Origin of the sequence: Enterococcus sp. DIV0840 (assembly GCF_050527835.1) — a bacterium.
Classification (GTDB): Bacteria; Bacillota; Bacilli; order Lactobacillales; family Enterococcaceae; genus Enterococcus_L; species Enterococcus_L ureasiticus.
In genome coordinates, this window is record NZ_CP172876.1 from 497,701 (window position 1) to 510,635 (window position 12,935).

Genomic DNA, 12,935 nt, shown 5'->3' on the forward strand with positions numbered 1-12,935 from the left:
TTCAGCTAAGATCTGCAAAGGAGAATAGCTATTATGAGTAAACCCTACAAATTTAGTAAAAGAAGCTCAGTGGAACTAGATGGAAATAAAATGAGAAGATACCTAATGGCTTCCAAAGATAACCGAAATCTTAACCGAATGTCTAATGATAATTTGTTTAAAGGGGCAGAGAATCGTTTTAAAATCAATGCGAAATCTCATTATACACTAGCAAAAAATAATAAAATAATACGCACAACTCAAAAAAAATCGAAAATTTTAACTACAAAACAAAAACAAAACAGCAAAGAGGCACAAGCTCAAAAATTATTATTATTAAAACGCACAAAAAAAGGCTCCTCTGCGTATAATGGAAATCCTGTTGGAAAAATGGGTGGAGTCAAAAAGAACGAGTCTGCTGAAAAGAAAAATCTGTTTTTTTTAAAAGGATTAAAAAAAAGCATCAGTGTCTCTAAAGATTCTGGGAAGAAAAGCATTGTCAAAATAAAAGGAAGCAAGAAGACGCCTACTAAAACTAATAAAAAGAAAGCTTTTATGCGTTCTAACTTCCAAAAAATGTTGATTGATAAGATAGGCAGAAACAAAGATGGAGATTTGAATATTATTGGCATGATTTTAACCCTGGTTCTTTTAGTTCCCGTTATAGCGACAATGCTTGTGGTCACGGTCATCACCGCTGTCGTTATTACGATTCTATCAGTCATTTTAGCCATTTTGGCTTTTATTGCGACATTATTTACATTTAAAACAGAAGATACTGAACTGGCTCAATCCTACTATTATATTGCTCAATTCGATGCGCAGAAGAACAAAGATATTCATGATAGGTATAAAAGTTTAGTAGAGGATAAAAAAAATGACAAGGTGTACTTCTATGTGAATAATATCAAAGCGGATCCAGATAAATTCATGTATTCCTCAGATATAGAAACTTACTTATACTATATTAATGCAAAATATGAATCCTACTATTTATCTTGGAAGGTACATGATCACGTTAAAGATATTCATGATCAAGTATTCGACTATCAAGTAATAAAAGAAAAAGACAAAAAAGTAAAAGAGACAATCATCGTTACGGATTCAGAAACAGGTGAGACAACGGAAAAAGTTGTAGAAAAGAAAATCAATACAGCTACTATAAAAGTAAAAACAAAAACAATCAACCAATTTATAGATGAAAATCCCAAGTTGATGACTGAGGAAGAAAAGGATCGCTTTATACCTATTCAGGAATTAGAGCGGTTTGAAAGTAAGATTTTTTTAAGCAATCCTTTGGGTGAAGATAAAGTAAGTTCTGTTATAGGGAAATATGGGTATCGAGATCGTGATCCTGATAATTTTCACTATTATATAGTTCTTGAAGCTTCGTCAGGAACCCCTGTTTATGCAGCTGGAGACGGACAAGTTGACTCTGTTTCAAAAAATGAAATTAAAACGTTCGATTCAAAAGGTGAGATGAAAGTCTATTATGATAACTTATCGAAAATTTATGTCAAAGAAGGAGAATATTTTAATAGAGGAGATCGAATAGGGACAACAAAAGGGAATTTAGAAATCGCTATGTATGATAGACGGACAAGTTTTGTAGGAAGAAAAACACTATATCCAGCAGCATATATAGATGGATTGACCTTTAAATATAAATCTAGTTTAGGGCATAAGAGCCCGAGCGGCGGGGTACAGGGAAATCTCATTAATCCAGGCTATTTTATAACTCGTTGGCGGCCTCTAGTAGAAAAAGCTACGGAAAAATATGGTATTTCGGGATACGAAAATCTAATTTTATCTGTTATATGGACGGAAACAGGAGGTATTGCAGAATTATATCCTGATATCATGCAATCAAGTGAATCTTTAGGATTACCGCCTAATGGTATTGCAACACCAGAAAAATCAATTGATGCAGGTGTGTCGTATCTTGCAAAACTGATCAAAAGAACACAAGAAAAACAGTTGAATATTCGTGCAGCTATTCAATCGTATAATTACGGTGAAGGATATATTGATTGGTTACTAGAACATGAGCTTGATTACGATTTTGAAACAGCTAAATATTTTTCTAGAGAAAAAAGTAATGGAAAAGTGGTCAACTATGCTAATGAAATTGCTACTTCTATGGGATATACCTGGAGATATAGTTATGGAAATATGTTTTACGTGCCGAAAGTTACTAGCTATATGATGAAAGATGACGAGCGATTAATAAAAATAGCAGAAGGTGAAATTGGCAATAAAGGTGGAGAAAAATATTGGCGCTGGTTTGGATTCGATAGTCAAGTAAGCTGGTGTGCAGTATTTGTTTCATGGGTTTCAGATCAAGCTGGCTATTTAGACGAAGGAAGATTACCGAAAAGTGCGAGTACATTAGAAATGGTGCAATGGTTTAAGGGAATTAAGAAATATCAACCAGCTACCAGCTCCTACACGCCTAAAATTGGGGATTTAATATTTTTCGACTGGGATGGCGGAAAAACAGGGAAAGACCATGTCGGAATCGTAGAGTATTTTGATGGAAATACTATCCAAACGATTGAAGGAAATTCAGAAAATGAAGTGAAAAGAAACACATACGCGGTAGATAGTGTTGTAATTTCTGGATATGGAATTACTCGAATGGATGAAAATGAATAAAGAAAAGGAGAAGGTATGATTAAAAATTTAATTGAAACAAAAGAAGGCAGAAAAGTAGTCACTGTATTTGGCTTAGTTGTCTTAGTCATAGGAATTTTTATATGGTCGTATTCTTCTGGATCAGAACAAGTGAAAGCTGATAAAACGAAGGAATCAACTGAATTAGTAATCAAAAAAGAAACAGAACGTGAAGTCAATAACGCCACTATTTATAGTGGCAAGTGGTACTCTAATCGTTCGGATAATACAGTTATAGAACTTCAGCTAGATGGAAAGTATAGCGCATCAAACTGGATTACAACAGGAACATATCGTTTAGTAGGTCAAACTATGGTTTTTGAAGACCAAACACATGGCAATAAAACATTTCAATTACAAACAAGATTTGGGAATACCGTGATGTATCTCAAAGAAGGTGAAGATGAAATTCTCTTATTTCCAAATGAAGAGGTAAAATCAAAAATTCTAAACCACTTTTCAAGCGAGAAAGAGAATATGGAAAACCTTCAAAATCAGAAATGGTTAGATATTTTACGGAATACAGCATGGTTAGCAGAAAATCAAGGAATGAAATACAATATGCTTTTTTCAAGAGATTCCTATGAGCAAGTAAAAGTCGATGATACTAAAGATGAAAATGAATCTAAAGTATTTGATTATCGAATCATTTCACAGGAATTAGAAGAGAAAAGCTGTTTGTTTGTTATTGCGAGAAATAAGCAAGAAAGCAGTGAAGTAGAGGAAATATCATTCAGAATTACTGAAGAAGAAACACAATATGTTTTGTCCGCCGCACCAGGAATGTTCTTGTGGACAGCTACATATAAAAAAGCATTGTCAGATGTATCATTAACACAAAATGGTACTTTAAAAGAAGAGGCTGAAAATATTACAGAAGTAACCACAGATGAAGATCAGAACCAAGTGGTCACGATAGAAGATAAAGAAGGGGAGTGACGTAATGATAGTCAATGGCGAAAATCAGGATCCAGAGGTTAAGGGATTAACGTCAGCTATGAAAAAAGCACCTAATCAAACCAAAGGGCTAGTAAAAGGGCTTTTATCCACAGGTAAGAGTATGATTTCCAAAATTATTACTTATCGAAAGAACAAGAAAAATAAGAATGTTGATCAGCTTAAAGAGAATAAGGTAAATTCTGAACCAACAGGGAAAAGTAATAGTCAAAAAGTGAATTTAAAAGATAATATAGCTAAAACAACTAAATCACAGAATAAGTCTAAAACGATTGGGAAAAAAAAGGAATTGAAACAAGTGATTGCTTCTGCAACTAAAAAAGCAGAGGAACAAAACCGAAATCTTGGCGGACAGCAAGTTAAATCAAAAGATATTGCTTTGGGATTATAAGTAGATTTAGATTGATTTTTTAGTACTTCTATAAGGGAACACTAACTTAGGGGGTAGGAGTTGATAAATTGAAAAAAAATAATAAATTAAATGAAACCTTTAGCAAAAAAAAATCAGCTGCTTCTAAGAAATCAGCTAGACTAAATCAACGAGATAATTCAGAAACTGGTCCAGAACAACAATTAATTGGTTTATTTGATTTGATCGCTACTTCTGTAAACCCGAATTCTAATGAAACTAAAAAAACAATGTCTAATGAGCGTACTGATAAAATCGGTAAAACAAGTTTAAAAAATAAGCTTGATTCTGTTCAGACAAAAATAAAAGAACATCAGAAAAACTCTATAAATAATCAGAAACAAAAAAAAGAATTGTCGAAAGACGATGAACGATGAAACGAAAGTATAGTCAAAAACAAGGAGGAACCATACATGGCAGAAGCAAGTAAAATAATCGATATCATCACTAAAGAACTAGAAAAATTCAAGGATGATGTAAGTAAAATCGATATAGACAAACTAAAACTCAATAAAAAATATAAAAAAATCGCAAAACAAGCAGTAAATAGTATACAGTTAGCAGAAATAGATTACGTAACAGAATGTATTAAAAATGAAAAAAAAGTATTGTCAGAGCTAGAATCTCTAGAAAGTTACTTGCAACATGATGTAAAAAGAGAGGAAACAAAGCTAAATGAGTTATCCCCTGAAATAAAAACCGCTACTCAAGGTCGAAAAAACATATATATTCAACAAACTAAATCACTGGATGAAAAATTGGAAAAACTAAAAAAAGGATATGGGGGGAATCAGTTTGGCGAAAAGTATAAAAAATATAAAGGCCGTATGAATGAAATGGCGGAAAAATATCTGAAGCTTAAAGAATCAAAAGAAAAAAGTGTGCTAGATGGTATATCCGGAAAAGTCATGGCCATGCAAGATGAAGTCCGAGATAAACACTTTGATTTGGGTGGATTTGTTACAATTAAGAGTGATGAAAATCCAACATATGCTCAAAAATTGATGGAGGCGGCAAAAAAATTAATAAAAAATGAACATAAGCTGGCTCCCGAAGAACTTAATGCTAAACTAGTAAATTTATTTGAAGATTACAAGGACATCAAAGGAGACCCAAAAAATCAGTCGATTAATATTGAACTAGTAAACTTAGACAAAGTACCCACAAAAGAAACGGGAGAAAATAGTCTAAGAGATAAAATAAATCAGGCCCAAAAGGCTACCCCAAAAAAACAAGATCTGAATATAAAAAAAGATAACAAAGAACATTCTAGATAAGGGAAGTTAGTGAGGTAGAAATGTGAAAAAAAAACAATTAATAAAAGCAATTACTTTTATTAATATCATTGGAATCATGCAGATATACATTACACCGATGGTAGCATTGGCTGATAACAGTTCAAAAAGCGATTTAACTCAAAATTTTGAGAAAGAACAAACAGAAAAAACAAAGGATTCTTTAACAGAAAGTGAGAGTACCACAACCTCGACTTCAGAATCAAATGCTCAGACATCTGATTCGACTACTTCAACAAGTACACAAACACCTGTTGAATCAAGTAGTGAAAGCGAAAACGAGATAATTAGCTCATCGAGTAGTGAAGAAAAGATACCAACTTCATCAAGTGATATGATAGTAGAAAGTGAACAAGAGCAAGCGGACGAAGCAATTTCAAGCGAATCGATTGAAAGTGAACAGGATACTAATGAAATCGAGGCTCCTTCTGAAAACCAAAGTTTTACTACTGTATTGCCCGAGGATTTAAAAGACAAAAGAACTTATAAATCAGATTTAAATGGATTTGTTTTACCGTTACTTTCATCTTTTGATGAGAAAAAGCGAGCAGTTATTGTTGCAGAAACGTTAAATCAACTAGGTGAAAAGCATAGAGACAATTCAAGTAACAGTGAATTTATACAACGAATGTTCCAGCGGTTATTTAACCAAGAGATTGGAAATACGGTCAAGGATCAAAGTAAGAGCGGTAAATTGATTAAAATAAGTGAAGCGAAGCCGGGAGACCTTTTATTTTTAGAAAAAAACGAGCAATTAACAAGTGTTGCTATTTATTTAGGTCAAGAAAGATATGCTTATGTTGAACAAGGGACAAAAAGCGTCAAAATAAAAAAAGAATCACTGTCGATGAAAAAGTACAGAAACAAGTCGGAAAGACTCTCTAAATATGCTGTACAAGTGAATCTGGATCAACCACTAACAAGTGAGGGACAACAAGTATTAGAACGATACGCTGCTAATATAGACGTTTCAGTAAACACTGAGACAGAAGCCTTTATTTCGAAAATTGGTGAGTCCGCACAGCGACTCGGTACAGAATATGATGTATTTCCGTCTGTTATGATAGCTCAAGCTATTTTGGAGAGTGGGTCAGGGACAAGTACGCTCTCACAAGCACCATATTATAATTTGTTTGGTATAAAGGGAGAAGGCGTTTCTTTTTCCACGAACGAAGATGATGGCAGTGGTGCTATGTATACAATAAAAGCATCCTTTAGAAAATATAGAAATTACGAGGAAACACTAAAAGACTATATTCAGTTGATACGTAAAGGCATATCTTCCAATGAAAATTTTTACAAGGGTACTTGGCGTTCAGAATCGAAAAACTATCTGAATGCAACAAGAGAGCTGACTGGTAAATACGCTACAGACAGTAAATATCACAATAAATTGAATTCCATTATTGCAGCCTATAAATTAACTCGATTTGATGAAAAAAAAGAGAATGATCGGTCTGGAACATTGTCGAGAACGGATGATATACCGAAAGATTACAAAAAAGAGGTAACTTATCCTGAATACAATAATGTAAATTATAATAGTTCGGGTTCATATCCTGTAGGACAATGTACATGGTACGTATATAATCGTTTTGCTCAATTGGGGCAGAGAATAGATGATTATATGGGAAATGGTGGTGACTGGGGAAGTAAAGCTCTTTCTTTAGGCTATAAAGTAAGCAACACGCCAACCGTTGGTTCAGCGATTTCCTTCCGACCTGGTGTCGCAGGTGCAGATGCTACGTATGGCCATGTTGCCTTTGTCGAAGCGGTGAAATCAGATGGAATCTTAATATCAGAACAAAATGTAGTAGGGTTAAAGGTATTGTCTTATCGAGTGATACCCAATAATATTGCTTATTCTCCACAAGTCACGTATATAAAACCATAAATCGTAGAAAAAGTTAAAGCATACATCTAGTGATAGAAATCTAGATGTAGCTTTACTTTTTTTTGCAAGGAAGGATACGCCGGGGTTGCCAAACTGTTGCACGAGTGAAAAATAAGTACATTATTAGCAAACCTGAGTATAGCGTTAGGGTAACTGAAGACGAATTGTGATAATAAAGAGGCTGGATTAGGTCTTATTTTTTTGCTTAAATAAATATTTAGATTCACTTGTTTAAAAAGTCATAATTATTTAAGTTTATTTTTCCTTCTATTAATAATAGTTAAAATACACAATTAAATTAGTTAAAAAATTGAGTTTGTATTTTTCTGAAAAAAACCTTGCTATTACTATGTTTCTGTAATATAATTACAAAGGTGCTATTTATAGAAGTGTAAAAAGCACTGGTAAATCAAGCTTTTGATCTACCGGCTAAGAAACGAGAGGTTGCGACACGCCCGGACGCTTTGCCACGAACGAGCGTGACGGAAAAATTTTCGTGGAGCTATGTCTACTTTCAAAATAGGCGAAGGAGGGAACAAGATGGCAAAACAAAAAATTCGTATCCGTTTAAAAGCGTATGAACACCGTATTTTGGATCAATCAGCGGATAAAATTGTGGAAACAGCAAAAAGAACTGGAGCTGACGTGTCAGGACCAATTCCATTACCAACAGAACGCTCACTTTACACAGTTATTCGTGCGACTCATAAATACAAAGATTCACGCGAACAATTCGAAATGCGTACGCACAAACGTCTAATCGACATTGTGAACCCAACACCAAAAACAGTTGATGCTTTAATGAAGCTTGACTTACCATCTGGTGTGAATATTGAAATCAAACTATAAAATCAAGACAATGGAGGTGTACTCATGACCAAAGGAATCTTAGGGAAAAAAGTGGGAATGACACAAATCTTTACTGAGTCTGGTGAATTAATTCCAGTAACAGTAGTTGAAGCTACGCCAAACGTAGTTTTACAAGTAAAAACTGTTGAGACTGACGGATACGAAGCTATCCAAATCGGTTACCAAGACAAACGTGAAGTTTTATCAAACAAACCTGCGAAAGGTCATGTTGCAAAAGCAAACACGGCTCCTAAGCGCTTCATTAAGGAATTCAAAAATGTTGAGCTAGGAGAATATGAAGTAGGTAAAGAAATTAAGGTAGATGTTTTCCAAGCAGGAGACATTATTGATGTTACAGGAACTTCGAAAGGTAAAGGATTCCAAGGCGTTATCAAACGTCACGGACAAAGCCGCGGACCAATGTCTCACGGTTCTCGTTACCATCGTCGTCCTGGGTCAATGGGTCCAGTTGCACCTAACCGTGTATTTAAAAATAAAAAACTTGCTGGCCGTATGGGTGGCAACCGCGTAACAATTCAAAATCTTGAAATTGTTAAAGTGGACGCTGAAAGAAATGTAATCATGATCAAAGGTAACATTCCTGGAGCGAAAAAATCATTAATCACAATCAAATCAGCTGTGAAAGCTAAATAAGCGTAGGGAAAGGAGGAACTAAGGAATGCCGAATGTAGCATTATTTAAACAAGATGGAACTCAAAATGGTGAAATCACTTTAAACGAAGAGATTTTCGGAATCGAACCAAATGAAACTGTTGTCTACGATGCAATCATCATGCAACGTGCTTCATTAAGACAAGGTACACACTCAGTAAAACACCGCGGAGAAGTTCGTGGCGGTGGCCGTAAACCATGGCGTCAAAAAGGAACTGGTCGTGCTCGTCAAGGTTCAATTCGTTCACCACAATGGCGTGGAGGTGGAGTAGTCTTCGGACCAACACCACGTTCTTACAGCTACAAACTTCCTAAAAAAGTTCGTCGTTTAGCAATGAAATCTGTATTGTCAGATAAAGTTGCTGAAAACAACTTGGTTGCTGTTGAAGCTTTAGGCTTTGATGCACCAAAAACAAAAGAATTCAAACAAGTTTTAACAAACTTATCTATTGATACGAAAGTATTAGTTGTTTTAGAAACAGGCAATGATTTTGCAGCATTATCTGCTCGTAATCTACCAAACGTTTCTGTAGTAACTTCTGATAACGTAAGTGTTTTAGATATCGTTTCTAATACTAAAGTATTGGCAACACAAACTGCTCTTACTCAAATTGAGGAGGTGCTTGCATAATGAACTTACTAGACGTAATCAAACGCCCAGTGATCACTGAGAAATCCATGCTTGCTATGGACGAAAAGAAATACACTTTCGAAGTAGATACTCGTGCGAACAAAACTTTAGTAAAACAAGCTGTTGTAGCAGCATTTGATGTTAAAGTTAAAAACGTAAACATCATTAACGTGCGCCCTAAATTTAAACGTATGGGCAAACACGCTGGTTACACAAAAAAACGTCGCAAAGCTGTTGTGACATTAACAGATGATTCAAAAGAAATTCAAATTTTCGATGCTGCTGAATAAGCAGTCCATGTTAACTATTAAATGGGAGGGAAAAAGACGTGGCGATTAAAAAGTATAAACCTACCACAAATGGCCGTCGTAATATGACAGCATCTGATTTCGCTGAAATCACGACATCAACACCGGAAAAAACGTTGTTGGCGCCATTAAAAAACCATGCCGGTCGTAACAACAATGGTCGTATTACAGTTCGTCATCAAGGTGGCGGTCACAAACGTCAATACCGTATGATCGACTTCAAACGTAATAAAGATAACGTTGTAGCGGTTGTCAAAACTATCGAGTATGATCCAAACCGTTCTGCTAACATCGCGTTAGTACATTACGAAGATGGAATTAAAGCATACATTCTAGCACCAAAAGGATTGGAAGTAGGCATGCGCCTTGTTTCCGGTACTGAAGCAGATATTAAAGTAGGGAACGCACTACCATTGGAAAACATTCCAGTAGGTACTGTTGTCCACAACATTGAAATGAAACCTGGTAAAGGCGGTCAATTGATTCGTTCTGCTGGAACAAGTGCTCAAGTACTTGGTAAAGAAGGCAAATACGTATTGATCCGTTTGAACTCTGGTGAAGTTCGTATGATCTTAGCAACTTGCCGTGCAACTATCGGTTCTGTTGGTAACGAACAACACGAATTAATCAACATTGGTAAAGCAGGCCGCTCTCGTTGGATGCGTAAACGCCCAACTGTACGTGGTAGCGTAATGAACCCGAACGATCACCCACACGGTGGTGGTGAAGGTAAACAACCAATCGGACGTAAAGCTCCAGTATCACCTTGGGGTCAACCAGCTATCGGCTTGAAAACTCGTAACAAAAGAGCAAAATCCGACAAATTTATCGTTCGTCGTCGTACTAAATAATTTTTTTGACCATGTGTCGTACATTTTGAGAGGAGGTTCACCATGGGTCGTAGTTTAAAGAAAGGGCCTTTCGCAGATGAGCATCTAATGAAAAAAGTAGAAGCTCAACAAGGTGCCGAAAAGAAGAAAGTAATTAAAACTTGGTCTCGCCGTTCTACAATTTTTCCAACATTCGTTGGATTTACAATTGCCGTATATGATGGACGTAAACACGTTCCTGTATACATCCAAGAAGACATGGTAGGACATAAATTAGGTGAATTTGCACCAACTAGAACTTATCGTGGCCACGGAGCCGACGATAAGAAAACTAGACGTTAATTTTGAGGGGAGGAAATGCAAATGTCAGAACAAATTACATCAGCTAAGGCAACTGCTAAAACAGTTCGCACTTCACCTCGTAAAGCCCGTTTAGTAATCGATCTTATCAGAGGTAAAAGCGTTGCGGATGCAATTTCTATCTTGAAATTCATGCCAAACAAATCTGCTGGAATCATTGAAAAAGTTTTAATGTCAGCAGTTGCTAACGCAGAAAATAACTTTGACTTAGACGTTGAAAACTTAGTAGTATCTGAAGCATTTGTTAACGAAGGACCAACAATGAAACGTTTCCGTCCACGTGCAAAAGGTTCAGCATCACCAATTAACAAACGTACAAGTCATCTTACAGTAGTCGTATCAGAAAAATAATCTGTTTTAAACAGATGTCACTTGATAAGAGGAGGTCCATTATTCTTAATGCATCAGCATTTTGAAATAGTGGCAACCGAACCTTAAAAGATTAAGAGGAGGGACAATCAGTGGGTCAAAAAGTACATCCAATAGGAATGCGTGTAGGCATCATCCGCGACTGGGATGCAAAATGGTATGCTGAAAAAGAGTATGCTGAGTTCTTACACGAAGATTTAAAAATCCGTAAATTTATCGCGACAAAACTTGCTGATGCCGCTGTGTCTACAATTGAGATTGAGCGCGCTGCAAATCGTGTGAATATTTCAATCCACACAGCTAAACCAGGTATGGTTATCGGTAAAGGCGGATCTGAAGTCGAAAACCTAAGAAAATCATTGAATTCATTAACTGGTAAAAGAGTTCATATCAACATCATTGAAATCAAAAAACCAGATTTAGATGCAAAATTAGTAGGCGAAGGAATTGCACGTCAATTAGAAAACCGTGTTGCTTTCCGTCGTGCTCAAAAACAAGCGATCCAACGCACTATGCGTTCAGGCGCTAAAGGAATCAAAACACAAGTATCAGGTCGTTTAAACGGTGCTGATATCGCTCGTTCAGAAGGTTACTCTGAAGGTACAGTTCCACTTCACACTTTGCGTGCTGATATTGATTACGCATGGGAAGAAGCAGACACAACTTACGGAAAATTAGGAGTTAAAGTGTGGATTTACCGTGGAGAAATTCTTCCAACGAAAAAAAACACTGAGAAAGGAGGGAAATAATCATGTTAGTACCTAAACGTGTGAAACACCGTCGTGAATTTAGAGGTAAAATGCGTGGTGAAGCCAAAGGTGGAAAAGAAGTAACATTTGGTGAATGGGGTTTACAAGCAACCGAATCTCACTGGATTACTAACCGTCAAATCGAAGCTGCCCGTATTGCTATGACTCGTTATATGAAACGTGGCGGGAAAGTATGGATTAAAATTTTCCCTCACAAATCATACACAAGTAAAGCTATTGGTGTTCGTATGGGTAAAGGTAAAGGGGCTCCTGAAGGCTGGGTTTCACCAGTTAAACGTGGCAAGATCATGTTTGAAATCGCAGGCGTACCTGAAGAAGTAGCTCGTGAAGCACTTCGCCTTGCATCCCACAAATTACCGGTGAAAACCAAAATTGTAAAACGTGAGGAAATGGGTGGTGAATCGAATGAAGGTTAAAGAAATCAGAGAATTAACCACTGCCGAAATGCTTGAAAAAGAAAAGCAATTCAAAGAAGAATTATTTAATCTTAGATTCCAACTAGCAACAGGTCAATTAGAAAACACTGCACGTATTCAAGAAGTACGTCAATCGATTGCACGCATCAAAACAGTATTGCGTGAACAAGCTAACTAATAGTGGAAGGAGGCCAAACGCGTATGACTGAAGAAAGAAATCAACGCAAAGTTTACCAAGGTCGTGTTGTTTCAGACAAAATGGATAAAACTATCACTGTTGTCGTAGAAACAAAGAAAAACCATCCTATTTATGGTAAACGTATGAAATATTCTAAGAAATACAAAGCTCATGATGAAAACAACACTGCAAAAGTTGGAGACATCGTAAGAATCATGGAAACTCGTCCATTATCAGCTACAAAACGTTTCCGTTTACTAGAGGTAGTCGAAGAAGCAGTTATTATCTAATAAAAACGAGATTTTCCTATATAGATTGAAACATAAAATCTGAAAGGGGGATACA

17 protein-coding genes are annotated in these 12,935 nt (G+C 36.0%); all 17 read left to right on the forward strand.

The features are described 5' to 3' along the window. Positions 1–33 precede the first annotated feature (33 nt). Positions 34–2,634 carry a lysozyme family protein gene (locus IGL98_RS02425; protein WP_206911560.1) on the forward strand — a complete coding sequence of 867 codons (2,601 nt, stop codon included), beginning with the start codon at positions 34–36 and terminating at the stop codon, positions 2,632–2,634. A 15-nt stretch (positions 2,635–2,649) separates the two neighbouring features. Next, complete coding sequence (locus IGL98_RS02430; protein ID WP_206846241.1) at positions 2,650–3,591, forward strand: hypothetical protein; 942 nt, start codon at positions 2,650–2,652, stop codon at positions 3,589–3,591. Between the two features lie 4 nt (positions 3,592–3,595). Beyond that, positions 3,596–4,000, forward strand: a complete 405-nt coding sequence (locus IGL98_RS02435) for a hypothetical protein (protein WP_206846239.1) — start codon at positions 3,596–3,598, stop codon at positions 3,998–4,000. Positions 4,001–4,068: 68 nt separating this feature from the next. Further along, positions 4,069–4,395 carry a hypothetical protein gene (locus tag IGL98_RS02440; RefSeq protein ID WP_206846237.1) on the forward strand — a complete coding sequence of 109 codons (327 nt, stop codon included), beginning with the start codon at positions 4,069–4,071 and terminating at the stop codon, positions 4,393–4,395. A gap of 36 nt (positions 4,396–4,431) precedes the next feature. Then, positions 4,432–5,295 carry a hypothetical protein gene (locus tag IGL98_RS02445; protein ID WP_206846236.1) on the forward strand — a complete coding sequence of 288 codons (864 nt, stop codon included), beginning with the start codon at positions 4,432–4,434 and terminating at the stop codon, positions 5,293–5,295. A 22-nt stretch (positions 5,296–5,317) separates the two neighbouring features. Continuing rightward, positions 5,318–7,207, forward strand: coding sequence for a glucosaminidase domain-containing protein (locus IGL98_RS02450; RefSeq protein ID WP_206911561.1), 1,890 nt, complete (start codon positions 5,318–5,320; stop codon positions 7,205–7,207). 540 nt (positions 7,208–7,747) lie between these two features. Next, the gene (gene rpsJ / locus IGL98_RS02455; RefSeq protein WP_002389727.1) at positions 7,748–8,056 is read left to right on the forward strand and encodes a 30S ribosomal protein S10; all 309 of its coding nucleotides are present in this window, start codon (positions 7,748–7,750) and stop codon (positions 8,054–8,056) included. Between the two features lie 24 nt (positions 8,057–8,080). Next, the gene (rplC, locus tag IGL98_RS02460) at positions 8,081–8,710 is read left to right on the forward strand and encodes a 50S ribosomal protein L3 (RefSeq protein ID WP_010761690.1); all 630 of its coding nucleotides are present in this window, start codon (positions 8,081–8,083) and stop codon (positions 8,708–8,710) included. A gap of 25 nt (positions 8,711–8,735) precedes the next feature. After that, positions 8,736–9,359 (forward strand): 50S ribosomal protein L4, encoded by a 624-nt coding sequence (gene rplD, locus IGL98_RS02465; RefSeq protein ID WP_010770620.1) that lies wholly within the window; start codon positions 8,736–8,738, stop codon positions 9,357–9,359. After that, complete coding sequence (gene rplW, locus IGL98_RS02470; protein ID WP_010761688.1) at positions 9,359–9,649, forward strand: 50S ribosomal protein L23; 291 nt, start codon at positions 9,359–9,361, stop codon at positions 9,647–9,649. Before rplD ends, rplW begins: the two co-directional genes overlap by 1 nt. Positions 9,650–9,687: 38 nt before the next feature. Then, on the forward strand, positions 9,688–10,518 hold the full coding sequence (rplB, locus tag IGL98_RS02475) for a 50S ribosomal protein L2 (RefSeq protein ID WP_069645936.1): 831 nt from the start codon (positions 9,688–9,690) through the stop codon (positions 10,516–10,518). A 42-nt stretch (positions 10,519–10,560) separates the two neighbouring features. After that, on the forward strand, positions 10,561–10,839 hold the full coding sequence (gene rpsS, locus IGL98_RS02480; protein WP_010761686.1) for a 30S ribosomal protein S19: 279 nt from the start codon (positions 10,561–10,563) through the stop codon (positions 10,837–10,839). Between the two features lie 21 nt (positions 10,840–10,860). Then, positions 10,861–11,208 carry a 50S ribosomal protein L22 gene (gene rplV, locus IGL98_RS02485; RefSeq protein WP_010761685.1) on the forward strand — a complete coding sequence of 116 codons (348 nt, stop codon included), beginning with the start codon at positions 10,861–10,863 and terminating at the stop codon, positions 11,206–11,208. Between the two features lie 110 nt (positions 11,209–11,318). Next, a complete protein-coding gene (gene rpsC, locus IGL98_RS02490) occupies positions 11,319–11,975 on the forward strand; it encodes a 30S ribosomal protein S3 (RefSeq protein WP_206911562.1) in 657 nt (218 codons plus the stop codon). A gap of 2 nt (positions 11,976–11,977) precedes the next feature. Then, positions 11,978–12,412 (forward strand): 50S ribosomal protein L16, encoded by a 435-nt coding sequence (gene rplP, locus IGL98_RS02495; protein WP_010761683.1) that lies wholly within the window; start codon positions 11,978–11,980, stop codon positions 12,410–12,412. Next, positions 12,402–12,590: a 50S ribosomal protein L29 gene (rpmC, locus tag IGL98_RS02500; RefSeq protein WP_010761682.1), complete on the forward strand. Its 189-nt coding sequence runs from the start codon at positions 12,402–12,404 to the stop codon at positions 12,588–12,590. The genes rplP and rpmC overlap by 11 nt, the downstream gene beginning before the upstream one ends. A 23-nt stretch (positions 12,591–12,613) precedes the next feature. Continuing rightward, on the forward strand, positions 12,614–12,880 hold the full coding sequence (gene rpsQ, locus IGL98_RS02505; RefSeq protein WP_010761681.1) for a 30S ribosomal protein S17: 267 nt from the start codon (positions 12,614–12,616) through the stop codon (positions 12,878–12,880). Positions 12,881–12,935: the final 55 nt, after the last annotated feature.